Origin of the sequence: Serratia sp. MYb239, assembly GCF_002966855.1 — a bacterium.
Lineage (GTDB): Bacteria > Pseudomonadota > Gammaproteobacteria > Enterobacterales > Enterobacteriaceae > Serratia_B > Serratia_B rhizosphaerae.
Genome location: NZ_CP023268.1, coordinates 695,122 through 713,178 on the forward strand (window position 1 = coordinate 695,122; position 18,057 = coordinate 713,178).

General features: G+C 58.7%; 15 protein-coding genes and 1 pseudogene. 7 read left to right on the top strand and 9 right to left on the bottom strand.

Annotation, left to right across the window (positions count from 1 at the left end):
• Window positions 1–76: 76 nt before the first annotated feature.
• Both CLM71_RS03265 and CLM71_RS03270 read left to right on the top strand, forming a co-directional pair.
• Window positions 77–757 carry an ankyrin repeat domain-containing protein gene (locus tag CLM71_RS03265; protein WP_234008612.1) on the top strand — a complete coding sequence of 227 codons (681 nt, stop codon included), beginning with the start codon at window positions 77–79 and terminating at the stop codon, window positions 755–757.
• Between the two features lie 115 nt (window positions 758–872).
• Window positions 873–1,562: an ankyrin repeat domain-containing protein gene (locus CLM71_RS03270; protein ID WP_105229730.1), complete on the top strand. Its 690-nt coding sequence runs from the start codon at window positions 873–875 to the stop codon at window positions 1,560–1,562.
• A 56-nt stretch (window positions 1,563–1,618) separates the two neighbouring features.
• On the opposite strand, the gene CLM71_RS03275 is transcribed toward CLM71_RS03270, so the two are convergent.
• Window positions 1,619–2,233 carry a LysE family translocator gene (locus CLM71_RS03275; RefSeq protein ID WP_105233212.1) on the bottom strand — a complete coding sequence of 205 codons (615 nt, stop codon included), beginning with the start codon at window positions 2,231–2,233 and terminating at the stop codon, window positions 1,619–1,621.
• A 146-nt stretch (window positions 2,234–2,379) separates the two neighbouring features.
• On the opposite strand from CLM71_RS03275, the gene CLM71_RS03280 reads away from it, so the two are divergent.
• From CLM71_RS03280 to CLM71_RS03295, 4 genes are all read left to right on the top strand, one after another.
• The gene (locus CLM71_RS03280) at window positions 2,380–3,150 is read left to right on the top strand and encodes a threonine/serine exporter ThrE family protein (protein WP_232251629.1); all 771 of its coding nucleotides are present in this window, start codon (window positions 2,380–2,382) and stop codon (window positions 3,148–3,150) included.
• On the top strand, window positions 3,141–3,611 hold the full coding sequence (locus CLM71_RS03285; RefSeq protein WP_105229732.1) for a threonine/serine exporter: 471 nt from the start codon (window positions 3,141–3,143) through the stop codon (window positions 3,609–3,611). The genes CLM71_RS03280 and CLM71_RS03285 overlap by 10 nt, the downstream gene beginning before the upstream one ends.
• 232 nt (window positions 3,612–3,843) lie before the next feature.
• Window positions 3,844–4,323 carry a type 3 dihydrofolate reductase gene (gene folA / locus CLM71_RS03290; protein WP_172606351.1) on the top strand — a complete coding sequence of 160 codons (480 nt, stop codon included), beginning with the start codon at window positions 3,844–3,846 and terminating at the stop codon, window positions 4,321–4,323.
• 196 nt (window positions 4,324–4,519) lie between these two features.
• Window positions 4,520–6,409 (top strand): PhoX family phosphatase, encoded by a 1,890-nt coding sequence (locus CLM71_RS03295; protein ID WP_105229734.1) that lies wholly within the window; start codon window positions 4,520–4,522, stop codon window positions 6,407–6,409.
• Between the two features lie 93 nt (window positions 6,410–6,502).
• Here CLM71_RS03295 and apaH read toward each other — a convergent pair.
• The 6 genes and pseudogenes from apaH to lptD all read right to left on the bottom strand — a co-directional run.
• A pseudogene (gene apaH / locus CLM71_RS03300) lies at window positions 6,503–7,300 on the bottom strand (bis(5'-nucleosyl)-tetraphosphatase (symmetrical) ApaH); the annotation flags it as partial.
• Window position 7,301: 1 nt separating this feature from the next.
• On the bottom strand, window positions 7,302–7,679 hold the full coding sequence (apaG, locus tag CLM71_RS03305) for a Co2+/Mg2+ efflux protein ApaG (protein ID WP_105229736.1): 378 nt from the start codon (window positions 7,677–7,679) through the stop codon (window positions 7,302–7,304).
• Between the two features lie 13 nt (window positions 7,680–7,692).
• Entirely contained in the window at window positions 7,693–8,511 is an 819-nt protein-coding gene (gene rsmA / locus CLM71_RS03310; RefSeq protein ID WP_105229737.1) for a 16S rRNA (adenine(1518)-N(6)/adenine(1519)-N(6))-dimethyltransferase RsmA, read from the bottom strand.
• Window positions 8,501–9,493 carry a 4-hydroxythreonine-4-phosphate dehydrogenase PdxA gene (pdxA, locus tag CLM71_RS03315; protein ID WP_105229738.1) on the bottom strand — a complete coding sequence of 331 codons (993 nt, stop codon included), beginning with the start codon at window positions 9,491–9,493 and terminating at the stop codon, window positions 8,501–8,503. Before pdxA ends, rsmA begins: the two co-directional genes overlap by 11 nt.
• A complete protein-coding gene (gene surA, locus CLM71_RS03320; protein WP_105229739.1) occupies window positions 9,483–10,781 on the bottom strand; it encodes a peptidylprolyl isomerase SurA in 1,299 nt (432 codons plus the stop codon). Before surA ends, pdxA begins: the two co-directional genes overlap by 11 nt.
• A 66-nt stretch (window positions 10,782–10,847) precedes the next feature.
• A complete protein-coding gene (gene lptD / locus CLM71_RS03325) occupies window positions 10,848–13,211 on the bottom strand; it encodes an LPS assembly protein LptD (protein ID WP_105229740.1) in 2,364 nt (787 codons plus the stop codon).
• Window positions 13,212–13,439: 228 nt separating this feature from the next.
• On the opposite strand from lptD, the gene djlA reads away from it, so the two are divergent.
• On the top strand, window positions 13,440–14,267 hold the full coding sequence (djlA, locus tag CLM71_RS03330) for a co-chaperone DjlA (RefSeq protein WP_105229741.1): 828 nt from the start codon (window positions 13,440–13,442) through the stop codon (window positions 14,265–14,267).
• A gap of 63 nt (window positions 14,268–14,330) precedes the next feature.
• Here the strand turns inward: djlA and rluA are convergent, their stop codons facing one another.
• Together rluA and rapA are read right to left on the bottom strand one after the other, a co-directional pair.
• Window positions 14,331–14,981 carry a bifunctional tRNA pseudouridine(32) synthase/23S rRNA pseudouridine(746) synthase RluA gene (gene rluA, locus CLM71_RS03335; protein ID WP_105229742.1) on the bottom strand — a complete coding sequence of 217 codons (651 nt, stop codon included), beginning with the start codon at window positions 14,979–14,981 and terminating at the stop codon, window positions 14,331–14,333.
• A 56-nt stretch (window positions 14,982–15,037) separates the two neighbouring features.
• Window positions 15,038–17,944 (bottom strand): RNA polymerase-associated protein RapA, encoded by a 2,907-nt coding sequence (gene rapA / locus CLM71_RS03340; RefSeq protein ID WP_105229743.1) that lies wholly within the window; start codon window positions 17,942–17,944, stop codon window positions 15,038–15,040.
• Window positions 17,945–18,057 lie beyond the last annotated feature (113 nt).

Sequence of the window (18,057 nt, forward strand, 5' to 3'; positions counted from 1 at the left end):
GATAATCATGCGTAACCGGTGGATAGGTATCGCCGTTGTTTTTTTGGGACTAATCTTGCTGGCAGGATGCAACGGCATGAAGAAAATTGAACCGGAAGACTACTTTACCGGCCAACAGCTGATATTGGCCAAGGCCATTGAGGCGGGGGACCTGGGCAGGGTAAAACAGCTGGCGCCGGAAACGGATCTGAATACTCCAGGCGAACAGGATTTAACCCCGCTGTTTTTCGCCCTCAATGAGGCGATGTATAACGATAATCCGGCCAACTGCTTGGCAATTATTACGGCGCTGGTCAGTGCTGGTGCGGATCCTTTGCCGAAGGGAAGAGACAAACCTGCTTTATGGATGGCCAAGGGCGATAAGGATATCTGGCTGAAGGCTATGCTGGACGGTGGTCTATCTCCGGATGCCAGAGATAAGGACAATGATGATCCCATAATCTATGAAACTATTAATGCCAAGACTACCGACACGTTAGCATTATTAATTATGCGCGGGGCTGATGTTGATGTGCGAGATTCTTTAGGTGAAACGCCGCTAATGGCAGCTTTTTTCAGCAATAGCTTTGAGCACGCCAATTATTTGCTGGACCACGGCGCTGATCCAAATCCGGTAAATAAACAGGGCTGGGTATTTGCTTCGCTGGTGCAAGGCGAGATCAAGGACAGCCGGCCGGAAACTGAATACCACCAGAACTGTCTGCGGCTGCGCGACAAGCTGATCGCGTTGGGCGTAAAGTGGCCGCCGGAGGCATAACAGGGGCTGTGGCGATGGACTGCCTGCACTCATCAAAGGGATAATCATGCGTAACCGATGGATAGGTATCGCCGTTGTTTTTTGGGGACTAATCTTGCTGGCAGGATGCAACGGCATGAAAAAAATTGAACCGGAAGAATACTTTACCGGCCAACAGCTGGTTTTGGCCAAGGCCATTGAGGCGGGCGACCTGAACAGGGTAAAACAACTGGCGCCGGAAACGGATCTGAATACTCCGGGCGAACAGGACTTAACCATACTGTACTTTGCCCTGAATGAAACTTACTACAACAATAACCCCAAGCCACGTTTGCAAATTGTGACCGCGCTGGTTAAAGCAGGGGCTGATCCTTTGCAACCACTCCCCAGAGGGATGGCCAGCCCGGCGGAAATGGTCTCAATGGGGGATAAGGATATCTGGTTAAAGGCACTATTGGATGGTGGTTTGGATCCGAATGCCAGAGACCGAAATCATAATGAAGCGATTATTTATAATACGTTACAAGCCAAGAATACGGATACGCTAGCATTATTGATCATGCGCGGGGTTGATGTCGATGCGCGAGACTCTTTAGGTGAAACACCGTTAATGGCAGCCTTTCTCAGCAATAGCTTTGAACATGTAAATTACCTGCTGGATCACGGTGCGGATCCTAATCCGGTAAATAAACTGGGCTGGGTATTTGCGTCGCTGGTGCAAGACGGCATCAAGGACAGCCGGCCGGAAACTGAATACCACCAGAACTGTCTGCAGCTGCGCGACAAGATGATTGCGCTGGGGGTGAAGTGGCCGCCGGAGGCGTAACGCGCGCGATGAGCATGACGGAGGCTAGCCGGCAGCCCCCGTCTTTCCAAGGCGGTTTAGCTGAGCGCCACCTTGATGCCGAGGGCAATCAGCATGCCGCCGAGCAGTTTATCCACCACCTTCTGGGCTTTCTCCAGCCCGCGTCGTACCGGGCCGCTTTGAATCAGAAACACCAGCAGCGGCCACCACAGGACGGACAGCCCTAAAATAATCCCCGCGTACCACAGTTTCTCGCCGATCCCGGAATCTATCTGCAGTACTTGGGTAAACACCGCCAGGAAAAACAGCGTCGCCTTGGGGTTGAGCAGGTTGCACAGGTAGCCCTGTACGAAAGCGCTCTTCAGGCTGACCTGCTGCTGTGGCAGGTTGCCGACGTTCATCTTGCCGCCGCCGCGCGACAGCAGTGCCTGCACGCCGACCCAAATCAGATACGCCGCCCCGGCGTACTTCAGCAGATTGAACAGCCAGGGAGTGGTGGTAATCACCACCGCCAGCCCGGCGACGCAGTAGGACATATGGGTGGCGACGCCGCAGATAACGCCCAGCGCGGTGATCAGCGCGGGCAGCCGCTTATAGCGCGCCGCATTTTTAATCACCAGAAAGAAATCCGGCCCCGGCGACAGCATGCCCAGCGTGGCGATGCCGGCGACAAATAACGAGGTTTCAAGCATGTTCACAATCTCGGGAAAAAATGAGGACGGCATCGATAATAACGCCGCCGACCCTGATGCGCATCAATCCACCACCGCTATCTTCAGCAATATGATGAATATTCATGGAGCGGAGAGAGCGGGGCGGTATGGGGCAGGATCATAACATGAGCAGGCAGCAGCAACGTGAAGTGACGCGCCTGTGCATCCAGTGCGGGCTGCTGCTGTTGCAGCACGGCGCGGAAAGCATGCTGGTGGAGCAGCTGTCCGGCCGTTTGGGCCTGGCGCTGGGGATGGAGCGGGTAGAAAGCTCGATCTCGGCGAATGCCATCGTCCTGACCACCATCAGCCACGGTGAGTGCCTGACCAGCACGCGTAAAAACGTCGACCGTGGCATCAATATGCAGATGGTGACCGAGGTGCAGCATATCGTTATTTTGGCCGAGCACCGGCTGGCGGATGCGCAGGACGTCGCCAGACGCTTTGAAAAACTGCGGCCGCTGCGCTATCCGCGCCCGCTGGTGGTGCTGATGGTGGCGCTGTCCTGCGGCTGCTTCAGCATGCTGAACGGCGGCGGCCGGGACGCCTTTGCCGTGACTTTTGTCGCCAGCGGTCTGGCGATGTGGGTGCGGCAGTGGCTGACGCAGCGGCAGATGAATCCGCTGATTAACTTTTGCCTGACGGCGTTTGTTGCCACCTCGGTATCCGGCCTATTGCTGCGCCTGCCGCTGTTTAGCCAGACGGCGGGCGTGGCGATGGCCGCCAGCGTGCTGTTGCTGGTGCCGGGTTTTCCGCTGATCAATGCGGTAGCAGATATGTTTAAAGGCCATGTGAACACCGGGCTGGCGCGCTGGGCGATGGCCAGCCTGCTGACGTTGGCGACCTGTATTGGCGTGGTGATGGCGATGTCGCTGTGGGGGCTGCGGGGATGGGCATAAGTTTGCTGTGGGCGCTGATGCAGGACATGCTGCTGGCCGCCGTACCGGCGCTGGGGTTCGCGATGGTGTTTAACGTGCCGCGCCGCGCGCTGCGCTATTGTGCGCTGCTGGGGGGCGTCGGGCACGGCACACGCATGTTGCTGATGTGGCTGGGGATGAATATTGAGTGGGCCTCTTTTTTGGCGGCGGTGCTGATCGGCATGCTCGGCATCTCCTGGTCGCGTTGGCTGCTGGCGCATCCCAAAGTCTTTACCGTGGCGGCGGTTATTCCGATGTTCCCCGGCATTCCGGCCTATACCGCGATGATCTCGGTGGTGGAGCTGTCCCATCAGGGCTACAGCGAGGTGCTGATGGGGGTAGTTGTCAGCCATTTTCTCAAGGCCTGCTTTATCGTCGGGGCGCTGTCGATTGGCCTGTCGCTACCGGGGCTGTGGTTATATCGTAAACGGCCCGGCGTTTAGTTTATTGTTCGGTGTCATTAGCGATTCTGATAAGAGCTGTCTTATATATTCATATTGCTTGTTTACCCTATCGACGGCCGATGGGGCTTTACGTATAGTGTGTCCAATTTGAGCGGCTGGCGCTTTTAAGCTTGAGCGACAGGGAATATAACTGGCCGATTGGCGGTGGTGTACCGCGTTGTTCTCAGCCTGCTACAGCATATCCATTAGGTTTATACAGGGTTAAATAATGATCATTAGCCTGATCGCTGCGTTGGCGGCGGATCGCGTAATCGGCATGGAAAACGCCATGCCGTGGCACCTGCCGGCGGATTTAGCGTGGTTTAAACGTAACACGCTGAATAAACCGGTCATTATGGGTCGTAAGACCTTTGAGTCGATTGGTCGTCCGCTGCCGGGCCGTCACAATATCGTGCTGAGCAGCCGGCCGGGCAGCGAAACCGGCGTCACCTGGGCGACCTCGCTGGACGAGGCCCTGGCGGCGGCCGGCAATGTGGAAGAAGTGATGATCATGGGCGGCGGGCATATCTATACCCAATTTCTGCCGCGCGCCGACCGCCTGTATCTGACGCATATTGATGCGGAGATCGGCGGCGATACCCACTTCCCCGATTATGAGCCTGACGAGTGGGAAACCTCGTTCAGCGAATTTCATGATGCGGATGCGCAAAACTCCCACAGCTACTGCTTTGAGATTTTAGAGCGCCGTTAATTCCCCGCCATCCGATGACTTCAGCAGCCAGGGCGCAATGTATTTGCGCCCTGGCTGGTTTTGGCGCGTAAATTTTTTGCCGCCCGTTGCTTGTAACATTTTCGTCACACTTCCTGATTAGTATGAAGCCCAACTTTGAGCGCCCGGCCACTCTGGTGACTTTGAACCGTGGCGTCAGCTAACAGGAAGCGAAATCATGACGAATAACATTGAGCAATTAAACGCCGACCGCCTGATCGATCCGACCCGTCGTAAACTGTTATTGGGCAGCGCCGGCGCGGTGGGGCTGGCGGGCTTTCTCGGCGGCGGGATTTGGTCGGTATCCGGCGATGCGCTGGCGGCGGACCTGCCGGTCAACAAGCTGTTGGGCTTCAAAGGCATTGCCGCTTCGACCGCGGACGATATTGCTATTGCCGAAGGCTATAACGCCGAGGTACTGATTTCCTGGGGCGAACCGCTGGTCGACGGCGCGGCGGCGTTCGATCCGAACGGCGGCAACAGCGCGGCCGAGCAGGAGAAACAGTTCGGCGACAATAATGACGGCATGAGCTTCTTCCCGATTGACGATAACCACGGCGTGATGGCGATTAATAACGAATACGTCAACGAGCAGTATCTGTTCGCCCACGGCGGCGACAAGGCCACCAGTCTGGAAGACGTGCGTAAGTCGCAGGCGGCGCATGGCGTGTCGATCGTGGCGGTCAAACGCGTCGGCGATACGCCGCGTTGGGAAGTGGAGCGCCCGTCGCGCTATAACCGCCGTATTACCGCCAATACGCAGATGCAGTTCAGCGGCCCGGCCGCCGGCCATCTGCTGCTGCAAACCGCCGCCGATCCGAGCGGCCGCAAGGTGCTGGGCACTTTTGGCAACTGCGCCAACGGCAAAACGCCGTGGGGCACTTACCTGACCTGTGAAGAAAACTTCGATACCTACTTCGGCACCCAACAGGCGGATTACCAGACCACGCCGGAGCAAAAGCGTTATACGCTGAAGGCTAACGAGCCGGAACGCAACTGGCCGGACTTTGACGAGCGCTTCGACGTGGCGAAAAACCCGAATGAATTTAACCGCCACGGCTGGATTGTGGAAATCGATCCGATGAACCCGACCTCTACGCCGATCAAACACACCGCGCTGGGGCGCTTCAAGCACGAGAACGCGGCGGTCACGGTGGCGAAAAACGGCCGCCTGGTGGTGTATATGGGGGATGACGAGCGCGGTGAGCATATCTATAAATATGTCTCCAAAGGTAAAGTGGACAACGCCAATCCGGCCAATAACCGCAGCCTGTTGGATGAGGGCACGCTGTTTGTGGCGCAGTTCGACGGCGATGCCAGCGGCACGCCGCTGAAGGGAAAAGGGCGCTGGATCGCGCTGGAGTTCGGTAAAAACGGTCTGACGCCGGAAAACGGCTTCCGTGACGCTGCCGAAGTGCTGATTTTTGCCCGCAAGGCGGCGGCGCAGGTCGGCGCCACCAAGATGGACCGTCCTGAGTGGATCGCGGTGAACCCGCACGACGGGCGGGCTTACTGCACCCTGACCAACAACAGCAAACGCGGTGACGAAGGCATGCCGCTGAACCCAGCCAACCCGCGGCCGAAAAACATCTACGGCCAGATTATCCGCTGGGATGAGGGCGGCGACGCCACTGCGGAGCACTTTTCCTGGGATATGTTTGCGCTGTGCGGCAACCCGATTGCCCACCCGGAAGGCATGTATCGCGGCACGCCGAATATTACCGCCGAGAATACCTTTAACAGTCCGGACGGGTTGGGGTTCGACAGCGCGGGACGGCTGTGGATCCTGACCGACGGGAAGTACAGCAATAAGGGCGACTATCAGGGGCAGGGGAACAACCAGATGCTGGTGGGGGATCCGCAGAGCGGTGAAATCCGCCGCTTTATGGTCGGGCCGAAATCCTGTGAACTGACCGGCGTCACCTTCGCCCAGGATTACAAAACGCTGTTCGTTAACGTTCAGCATCCGGGGGAAGAGGGGGATTCTCACTTCCCGCACAACAGCCCGCGGCCGCGTTCGTCGGTGATTATGATTACCCGTAAAGACGGCGGCGTGATCGGCGCCTGACAGCGGGCAAAAGAAAAGGGCGGAATATTTTCCGCCCTCTCTTCAGGATGCCGCCAGCGTATCGCCGCCTTTCTCACTGCGCCGCGTCGACGGTTGAGTGAAGTAGCGTTTATCCTCCCAGCGCAGCATGGTCAGATCGCCCCCCCAGCAGCAGCCGGTATCCAGCGCGATGACGCCGTCCGGCGTGCCTTTGCCTTCCAGCGACGCCCAGTGGCCGAAAATAATGGTGTATTGTTCGTCCAGCAGTCGCGGCAGCTCAAACCAGGGCTTGAGCGGCGCAGGCGCGGTGCCGGGTGCGTCTTTGCTGATCATATCCAACTGGCCGTGCGGGAAACAGTAACGCATCCGCGTCAGCGCGTTGGTGCTAAAGCGCAGGCGGGCCAGACCGCTCAGCTGCGGCGTCCAGTTATTCGGCATATCGCCGTACATGGCGTCAAGGAACAGCGGATAGCTGTCGCTGCTGAGGACGGCTTCCACTTCGCGCGCGCACATTTTGGCGGTATCGAGATCCCACTGCGGCGTGATGCCGGCGTGAGCCATCACCAGTTTTTGCCGTTCATCAACCTGCAGCACCGGCTGACGGCGCAGCCAGTTGATCAGCTCATCCGCATCCGGCGCCTCCAGCAGGGGCGAAATGCGGTCTTTGGGCTTGTTGCGGCTGATGCCGGCATATACCGCCAGCAGATGCAGGTCATGATTGCCCAGCACCATGCGTACCGCCGGCCCGAGCGAGCGTACGTAGCGCAGCACCTCCAGCGAATCCGGGCCGCGGGCCACCAGATCGCCGGTTAACCACAGCGTGTCCTGCTGCGGGTCGAAAGAAACCTGGGCTAATAGCGACTGCAGTTCATCGAAACAGCCATGAACGTCGCCGATAAGATATGTCGACATGTTAGTGAATCAGCGTTGGGATGGCTAAGCGAAAGACCGGAATCGCAGTGCGGAACGGCTGACCCAAGTGGTCAACCATTTCATAGTGGCCTTCCATGGTGCCCAGCGGCGTTTCAAGCACCGCGCCGCTGGTATATTGGAATTCACCGCCGGGCAGGATCAGCGGCTGTTCGCCGACGACGCCTTCGCCCTGAACTTCGGTTTGGCGGCCGTTGGCGTTGGTGATCAGCCAGTAACGGCCCAGCAGCTGCACGTTGAAACGCCCCAGGTTGCGAATGGTAATGGTATAGGCAAAGACATAGCGTTCCTCCTCAGGCAGAGACTGGGATTCCACATACAGACTTTGCACCTGAATACATACGCGGGGTGAATCAATCATGACCACTTACTCCTTACTGCTGCGGCGCCGGATTGGCCGATAGCCAGTTTGCCAGCTTACAGTACTGCGCCACAGAAATATTTTCTGCTCTCAGTGCCGGATCGACCCCCAGCTCGCTCAGCTGCTCCGGGGTAAACAAATCGCCCAGGCTGTTGCGGATGGTTTTGCGGCGTTGGTTGAAGGCCTGGGTGGTAATGCGGCTCAGCATGCGCACATCGTCGACCGGGTGCGGCATCTCGCGGTGCGGCACCAGACGCACCACGGCGGAGTCGACCTTCGGCGGCGGCGCGAAGGCGGTCGGCGGGACTTCCAGCACCGGGATGACGTTGCAGTAGTATTGCGCCATCACCGATAAACGGCCGTACGCCTTGCTGTTCGGGCCGGCAACCAGGCGGTTGACCACCTCTTTTTGCAACATAAAATGCATGTCGCGGATAGCCTGAGTATAGCTGAAAAGGTGGAACATCAGCGGGGTGGAGATGTTGTACGGCAGGTTGCCGAACACCCGCAGCGGCTGGCCCGCCTGCTCGGCCATTTCGGCGAAATCCACCGTCATGGCGTCCTGCTGACGAATGGTCAGTTTGTCTTTCAGCTGCGGGTGGCTTTCCAGGCGTGCCGCCAGATCGCGGTCCAGCTCCACTACCGTCATGCGGTCCATACGCGCGCCGACCGGTTCGGTCAGGGCGCCAAGGCCGGGGCCGATTTCTACCACGGCTTCGCCCGGCTGGGGATGAATGGCCGAGACGATGCTATCGATGACAAACTGATCGGTTAAAAAGTTTTGTCCAAAGCGTTTGCGGGCAAAATGCCCTTGGTGGACTCTATTGTTCATTACAGTTATTTATCATTTTAATGGCGAGATTTAAGGCGGTTTTAAAACTGCCCACATCGGCGGTACCGGTGCCGGCCAGTTCCAGCGCGGTGCCGTGATCCACCGAGGTACGAATAAACGGCAGGCCGAGGGTGATATTCACCGCGCGGCCAAACCCTTGGTATTTTAGCACCGGCAGCCCCTGGTCGTGATACATCGCCAGCACCGTATCGGCATGTTGCAGATATTTGGGCTGGAACAGCGTATCGGCCGGTAACGGCCCGATCAGGTTAATGCCGCGTTCGCGCAGCGTTTCAAGCGCCGGAATAATGACGTCCAGCTCTTCACGGCCCATATGGCCGCCTTCTCCCGCGTGCGGGTTCAGCCCGCAGACGTAGATGTGCGGCTGCGCGATGCCGAATTTGGTTTTTAAATCATGGTCGAGAATGGTGATGACTTCGTGCAGGCTCTGCTCGCTGATGGCGCCCGGCACCGCCAGCAGCGGCAGGTGGGTGGTCGCCAGCGCGACGCGCAGCTCTTCGGTCGCCAGCATCATCACCACACGATCGCAGTGGCTGCGATCGGCAAAAAATTCTGTGTGGCCGCTGAACGGCACGCCGGCGTCGTTGATGACGCCCTTGTGTACCGGCCCGGTAATCAGCGCGGCGAATTCGCCGTTCAGGCAGCCGTCGCAGGCGCGCGCCAGGGTATCCACCACATAAGCGCTGTTGGCGACGTTGAGCTGGCCGCAGACCGTCGTCTCTGCCAGCGTAACCGGCAGCACCGTCAGCGTCGCGGCAGCCTGCGGCTGCGCCGGCGCGTCCGGCTGATAGTCGCGTAACGTCAGCGGCAGCCGTAGCTGCCGCGCGCGTTCAATCAACAGGGCCGGATCGGCGCAGACAACCAGTTCAACGGGCCACGCCTGTTGCGCCAGTGCTACGACCAAATCCGGCCCCACCCCGGCAGGTTCGCCGGGGGTTATCACGATACGTTTATTGTGCATTGCTGCCATCAAGAATTTTGACATAGGCGGCGGCGCGCTGTTCCTGCATCCAGGTCTGCGCTTCTTCAGCAAACTTGCGGTTGAACAGCATGCGGTAGGCGCGCTCTTTTTGCGCCGCGTCGGTTTTGTCCACCTTGCGGGTATCCACCAGCTGAATCAGGTGCCAGCCGAAGGAGGAGTGCACCGGCTTGCTGATTTCGCCTTTTTTCAGCTTCAGCAGCGCATCGCGGAACGCCGGATCGTAGATATCCGGTGATGCCCAGCCCAGATCGCCGCCCTGCAGGGCAGAGCCAGGATCCTGCGACAGCTGTTTGGCCTCGTCGGAGAATTTTGCTTTACCGCTGGCGATCGCCGCAGCGACTTCCTGCAGTTTGGTGCGAGCCTGATCGTCGGTCATTACCACGGACGGCTTCAGCAGAATATGGCGTGCGTGCACTTCGGTCACGGAAATAGACTGGTTGGCGCCGCGGACATCATTCACTTTCAGGATGTGGAAACCCACGCCGGAGCGGATCGGGCCGACGATATCGCCTTTTTTGGCGGTGACCAGACGCTCTGCGAACAGCGTCGGGATCTCCTGCAGTTTACCCCAGCCCATATTGCCGCCTTTCAGCGCCTGCGAGTCGGCGGAGTAGGTGATCGCCAGTTTGCCGAAGTCGGCGCCGCTGTTGATTTCGCCCACCAGGCGTTTCGCCAGCGTTTCCGCTTCATCAACCTGCTGCTGCGACGGGTTCTCCGGCAGCGGGATCAGGATGTGGCTGATGTTCATTTCGGTATCGCTGCCGTTCTGCGCGCCGACCTGTTTGGCCAGAGAATCCACTTCCTGCGGCAGAATAGTGACGCGGCGGCGAACTTCGTTGTTACGCACTTCGGTGATCAGCATCTCTTTGCGGATCTGCGAACGGTAGGTGTTGTAGTTCAGGCCTTCGTACGCCAGACGGCTGCGCAGCTGATCCGGCGTCATACGGTTTTGCGCCGCGATATTGGCGATAGCCTTGTCCAGATCGGCATCGTTGACGTTGATGCCCATCTTTTGCGCCATCTGCAGCTGGATGTTATCCATGATCAGGCGTTCAACGATCTGATGGCGCAGCGTTTTATCATCCGGCAGCTGTTGCCCGGCCTGTTGGGCATTGAGTTTGACCGACTGCAGTAAACCATTGACGTCGCTTTCAAGTACTACGCCGTTATCCACGACGGCGGCGACTTTATCAACTTCTTGGGGTGCAGCGAACGCGGTATTGGCGCAGACCACCAATCCGAGAATAAGCGTTCTCCAGTTATTCATACATTTCCCATTATGTAATCCGCAAGTGCGGGTTAAAGTTCTCGTTTTTCAAAGCATTACAAAGCATCAGAACGCACGCTGGTAAGGCAGAATGCCTGAGCGCAGCATTTCGCTGGTGCCAAGGCTGTGGTCGCTGCTCAGACCGCGAAGTTCGATGTTGAATGAAACTTTGTTGTCATATTTGCTGGTCTGGTTGCCGCGATCCCAGTCGGTGATCTTGCGCTCATAACCGATGTTAACCGCCCAGCAGCAGGTGTTATAACGCAGGCCGACCAACTGATCGGCGGACTGTTGCGCACGGGTATCATAGTAATACGCGCCAACCACGGCCCAACGGTCGGCAATCGGCCAGCTGGCGGTGACGCCCACCTGCGAGATACCGTCCTGATAGCCAGGGCTGGTGACCTGCGGCAGAGTGGCCTGAATATATTCCGGGCTGGCGTAGCGGTAGTTCAGCTGCACCATGCGTTCGCCGTCCTGACGGTACTCCAGCACCGCGTCGCCCAGGGCTACGCTGTCGAGGCGCGTATCGTACTGTACGCCGCCGCGCAGGCCCCAGCGATCGTCGATCTTCCAATAGGTGTCGCCGGCCCATACCACGCTGCCGGTGTCATCATTCTTGTCGTAATCGGAGTTGCTGTCTCCGGTACGCGAACGGCTGAAGTAATAGATTTGACCCACGGAAACGTTGAAACGTTCAACCAGCGCGTCATCATAAATGCGCGAGGTCAAACCGGTCGCCAGACGGTTCTGCGAAGCGATACGGTCCAGGCCGCTGTAGCTACGGTCGCGGAACAGGCCGGAGTAGTCGGTCTGCAGCAGCGTTGAGTCGTAGGAATAGATGTTGCTCTGGTCGCGGTATGGCACATACAGGTACTGCATGCGCGGCTCCAGCGTCTGGGTATAGCCTTGCGCCCAGTCCATATTGCGGTCGAACACCATTTTACCGTCGACCTTGAACTGCGGCATTACGCGGTTGACGGAGTCGTCCAGTTCCGGCGCGTCGCGGCCGTTACGGCTTTTATAGTTGGCCTTGAAGCCGTCCGGGATATCCTGCTGATAGTGGGTCGCCAGCAGTTTGACTTCGCTGTTCAGCGAGCCCCAGCCGTTGGTCATCGGCAGGCTCAGCGTCGGCTCCAGGTGCAGACGGGTGGCGTCCGGGCTGTACGGGTTGATATTGACGAACTTCGCCGCCTGACCGTACACGCGCAGATCGAACGGCCCCAGATCGTTTTTGTAGTAGTTCAGATCGATCTGCGGCAGCACCTTGTAGGACTCGGTGCTGGTGCGGTTGACGTCGTCATAGATCTGGAACTGCTTGGAAGCGATGGTGGCGTCGAAGTTTTCATCGGCATAACCGGCGCTGAATTTCTGCGTGGCGTAGCCGTCGGTGGTGGAACCGTATTGGGAGTCCAGATCGTTGAAATACTGCGAGTCGCTGACTTTGGTGTAGTCAACGTTGAAACGCCACACCTGATCCATCACGCCGTTGTGGTTCCAGTAGAACAGCCAACGGGTGTCGTCATCCTGCGGATGATCCTTGTTGTACTCGTTATCGCTCGGCAGCCAGTCCAGTTCGATGGTGCCCATGCCCGGCTGGGTCAGGTAGCGGAATTCGTTCTGCCACTGCAGGCCGCGTTTGGTCATATAGTGCGGCGTGATGGTGGCGTCAAAGTTAGGCGCAATATTCCAGTAATACGGCAGCATAAATTCGAAGCCGTTGTTACTGCCGTATTTCGCATTCGGGATCAGGAAGCCGGAGCGGCGCTTGTCGCCCACCGGCAGCTGCAGATACGGGCTGTAGAACACCGGAACGCCGGCGATTTTAAAGCGCGCGTTCCAGATTTCCGCCACCTGTTCTTCGCGGTCGTGAATGACTTCGGAACCGACCACGCTCCAGCTGTTGTCGCCCGGCAGACAGGAGGTGAAAGAGCCGTTTTCCAGAATGGTGTAACGGTTCTGGCCGCGCATCTTCATTTTGTCTGCGTCGCCGCGCCCCTGACGGCCGACCATCTGATAGTCGCCCTGATAGACGTCGGTGTCTTTGGTATTCAGGTTTGACCAGGCCTTCGGCCCTTTCAGTTTGATCTGGTTATCGTCATAGTGCACGTCGCCGGTGGCGGTGACGGTGCGTACCGGATCGTTCTTACCGGCGGCCTGCACCTGGTTAAGTTCTACCTGTTTGGCGGTCAGCGTGCTGTTGCCCTGTTCGATCTTGACGTTGCCGCTGAAGACGGCGTTGCCTTGATCGGCACGGGAATCATCAGAGTTGATGGTGACCGGCAGGGAATTGGGATCGCCGCTGACAAGCGGTTTATCATAAGTCGGTACGCCGAGCATGCACTGCTCGGCGAGATCGGCCAGCGCGTGCTGACTGTAAAGTGCCGTCCAAATCATTGTGGCCAGCAGTGTTGGGAAACTTTTTTTCATACGCGGTTTTGGTGTTCCGTCATCAGAGGCGTCATGTCCGGCAAACGGTCAGAGACTATATCACTCATCTACGTTGCGCTACTGTTAAATCCTGCCGTTTCACTGCTCTGTTGTTAGGTGCTGCAGTAAATGACAGGTATGATAATCGAAATCTTGGGAAAAATCGCCTAACCCTTAGCTGATTACGGCGACGGGCAGCGTGCTGAAAGTAATATAATTGAGGAGTATATGCAGTATTGGGGAAAACTGCTCGGAGTCATTGTCGCCGTTTGGGCTGGCGCGGGCTTCTGGGGCGTAGTTTTGGGGCTGATTATCGGCCATATGATCGATACTGCGCGCAACAATAAGCGCAGCCGGGGCTTTTTCGCCGGTCAGCAAACGCGGCAAACGCTGTTTTTCCGCACCACTTTTCAGGTCATGGGGCACCTTACCAAATCAAAAGGGCGCGTGACCGAAGCCGATATTCAGGTCGCCAGCCTGTTTATGGATCGCATGCAGCTGCATGGCGAATCGCGCACCGCGGCGCAGCAGGCGTTCCGCGAGGGCAAGGAGAGCCATTTCCCGCTGCGTGAGTCGCTGCAGCAGTTCCGCAGCATCTGTTTCGGTCGTTTCGATCTGATTCGGATGTTTCTGGAAATTCAGATCCAGGCGGCCTTTGCCGACGGCTCATTGCACCCTAATGAACGCCAGGTGCTGTATGTGATCGCCGAAGAGCTGGGGATTTCGCGCGCGCAGTTTGACCAGTTCCTGCGCATGATGGAAGGCGGCCAGCAGTTTGGCGGCGGTTATCAGCAACAGGGCGGTTATTCGCACGGCGGCTACCAGCAGGCGCAGCGTGGCCCGACGCTGGAAGACGCTTGTAAGGTGCTGGGGGTCAACAGCAGCGACGACGCGGCAACCATTAAGCGCGCCTACCGTAAGCTGATGAGCGAGCACCATCCGGATAAGCTGGTGGCGAAGGGGCTGCCGCCGGAAATGATGGAAATGGCCAAGCAGAAGGCGCAGGAAATTCAGTCGGCGTACGATCTGATCAAGCGCGAGAAAGGCTTCAAGTAAGGCATGCCTGCAGGTTTCCCGGCAAGGGCGTCATTGGGCCGTTGCCGTGGAAGCCGTACAGCGTCAGAAATCTGCTTCGGCGCGAAAGTGCATCGGCGTCTGAAATACCGGATGGGTGATGCGCAACTCCTGTGCGTGCAGCTGCAGACGCGACGCCATGGCTTTGGCCGCCGGCGGCGCGTAAAAGCCGTCGCCGAGGATCGGATGGCCGAGCGCCAGCATATGCACCCGTAGCTGGTGCGAACGCCCGGTGATCGGCGTCAGCAGCACCCGGGTGCTGCCGTCGGCGTCGCGCGACAGCACCCGGTATTCCGTTTGCGCCGCCTTGCCGGTTTCAAAACACACCTTTTGCAGCGGGCGATTCGGCCAGTCGCAAATCAGCGGTAAATCCACCAATCCTTCATCCTGCGCCAGATGCCCCCATACGCGGGCAATGTAGGATTTTTTCGGCTCGCGTTCGCGGAACTGACGTTTGAGTTCGCGCTCCGCCGCTTTGTTCAACGCCACGACGATCACGCCGCTGGTGGCCATATCCAGCCGGTGCACCGATTCGGCCTCGGGAAAATCGGCCTGAATGCGTGTCATCAGGCTGTCTTTGTTTTCCGGCGCCCGCCCCGGCACCGACAGCAGGCCGCTGGGTTTGTTGACCACGATAATATGCGCATCCTGATACAGGATGTGCAGCGGGTCGGTAGGGGGATTGTAGGGTTCCATGTTGGCTCCGCGGAGAAAGGCCGAACGGGGAGCTTGTGCTCCCCGTGCATCGCCGGTTATTGGTGAGTGACAACCACCAGACGAATGGCGTCCAGACGCCAGCTGGCGTCGTTAAGGTTTGCCAGCACCTGCTTACGGTTGAACTCCAGCGTTTCGACTTCGTCGTCGCGGATATTCGGGTTGACCGCCTTCAGCGCTTCCAGACGCGCCAATTCGTTGCTCAGCTTATCGTCGGCCTCTTGTTTGGCCTGCTCGATCAGCGTACGCGCCTCGGCTTCCACCAGGCTTTCCGCCTGCTGCAGCATGGCGTGTACGTCCTGCTGGACGGCGTTGACCAGCTTGCTGGAGGTATGGCGGTTAACGGCGTTCAGCTGGCGGTTAAAGCTTTCAAATTCCACCTGCCCCGCCAGATTGGTGCCTTTGCGGTCCAGCAGCATGCGGATCGGCGTTGGCGGCAGGAAGCGCGTCAGCTGCAGATGCTTCGGCGCCTGCGCTTCGACCACGTACACCAGCTCCGCCAGCAGCGTACCGACCGGCAGCGCCTTGTTCTTCAGCAGCGACAGCGCGCAGCTGCCGGTATCGCCGGAGACGATCAGGTCCAGTCCGTTGCGGATAATCGGATGTTCCCAGCTGACGAACTGCGCGTCTTCACGCGACAGCGCCTGCTCACGATCGAAAGTCACGGTGCAGCCGTCCTGCGGCAGGCCCGGGAAATCCGGCACCAGCATATGGTCGGACGGCGTCAGCACGATCAGGTTATCGCTGCGGTCTTCCTGATTGATACCGACAATATCAAACAGGTTCAGCGCGAAGCTCACCAGATTGACGTCGTTGTCTTGTTCGGCGATGGCGTCCGCCAGCGCCTGCGCTTTGTCGCCGCCGTTGGAGTGCATCTCCAGCAGACGGTCGCGTCCCTGTTCCAACTGGGCTTTCAGCTGGTCATGCTGCTGGCGGCACTCGTGGATAAACTCGTCCAGCCCGGCCTGCTCGGTCGGTGCGGCGAGGTAGCCGATCAGGCGCTCGTAGCTGCTGTCATAGATGGTGCGGCCGGTCGGGCAGGTGTGTTCAAAGGCGTCCAGGCCTTCATGGAACCAGCGTCCCAGCACCGCCTGCGCGGTGTTTTCCAGATACGGCACCATGATCTGAATATCGTGCTGCTGGCCGATACGGTCCAGACGGCCGATGCGCTGCTCCAGCAGATCCGGGTTGAACGGCAGATCGAACATCACCAGCTGGCTGGCGAACTGGAAGTTGCGTCCTTCAGAGCCGATTTCAGAGCACAGCAGCACCTGGGCGCCGTCCTCTTCGGAAGCGAAGTAGGCGGCCGCCCGATCGCGTTCGATGATGCTCAGCCCTTCGTGGAACACCGCGGCGCGGATGGCTTCCCGCTCGCGCAGCACCTGTTCCAGCTGCAGGGCGGTGGTCGCCTTGGCGCAGATCACCAGCACTTTTTCATGGCGGTTGGCGATCAGGTAGTTCAGCAGCCACTCAACGCGCGGGTCAAAGTTCCACCAGGTGGCGTTTTCGCCCTCAAACTCCTGATAGATCTGCTCCGGGTACAGCATGTCGCGCGCGCGGGCTTCCAGGCTCTTTTTCGCGCCCATGATGCCGGACACTTTGATCGCCGTCTGGTACTGGTCAGGCAGCGGCAGCTTGATCTGGTGCAGGTTACGGTGTGGGAAGCCTTTGACGCCATGGCGGGTGTTGCGGAACAGCACGCGGCTGGTGCCGTGGCGGTCCATCAGCATGGTCACCAGCTCCTGACGAGCGGACTCGCTGTTTTCGCCGTCGCCGTTGGCCGCTTTCAGCAGCGGTTCGATATCCTGCTCTTCGATCAGCTCGCCCAGCAGGTTCAGTTTGTCGTTGGCCAGATGCTCACCGCTCAGCAGCAGGGTGACGGCGTCGGCCACCGGACGGTATTTTTGCTGTTCGGTGACGAACTCCTGATAGTCGTGGAAACGGTTCGGATCCAGCAGGCGCAGGCGGGCGAAGTGGCTCTGTTGCCCCAGCTGTTCCGGCGTTGCCGTCAGCAGCAGTACGCCGGGGGTATGTTCCGCCAGCTGCTCGATGACCTGGTATTCGCGGCTCGGGGCGTCCTCGCTCCAGGCCAGGTGGTGGGCTTCATCGACCACCAGCAGGTCCCACTGGGCGTCGGACAGCTCTTCCAGGCGCTGTTTGTTGCGGCGCACAAAGTCCAGCGAGCAGATCACCAGCTGTTCGGTTTCGAACGGGTTGCTGCTGTCGAGCTTGGCTTCGGCGTAGCGGCTGTCGTCGAACAGCGAGAAGTACAGATTGAAGCGGCGCATCATCTCCACCAGCCACTGATGCTGCAGCGTTTCCGGCACCACGATCAGCACGCGCTCGGCGCGGCCGGCCAGCAGCTGCTGGTGGATAATCATGCCGGCTTCGATGGTTTTGCCCAGGCCGACTTCGTCCGCCAGCAATACGCGCGGCGCATGGCGCTGGCCCACTTCATAGGCGATGTGCAGCTGGTGCGGGATCAGGCTGGCGCGCATGCCGCGCAGGCCGGCGAACGGCAGACGATACTGCTCGCTGAGGTATTTGCGCGCGCGGAAGCGCAGCGCGAAACGATCCATACGGTCAATCTGACCGGCGAACAGGCGGTCCTGCGGTTTGCTGAAGGTGAGCTTGCTGTCCAGCAGCACTTCACGCATCGCCACGCCGCTTTCCTGCGTGTCCGTGCGGGTGCCGATATAGGTCAGCAGCCCGTTGTCCTCTTTCACTTCCTCTACCTGAAGCTGCCAGCCTTCATGGCTGGTGATGGTATCGCCCGGGTTAAACATCACGCGGGTGATGGGTGAATCATTTCTGGCGTAGAGACGGTTTTCACCGGTGGCGGGGAAAAGCAGGGTAATCATGCGCGCATCCAGCGCCACGACGGTTCCCAGACCTAATTCGCTTTCCGTGTCGCTGATCCAGCGTTGACCAAGAGTAAAAGGCATATATTATCGGCTCGATTCTTTTAAGTAAGTCTTCTCGCTGCGGCGCAGCGCCTGTTCATACCCGTTTATTCTGATTGGGCGGGCAATAGCTGTTCACTCCATGCGGACGTCGC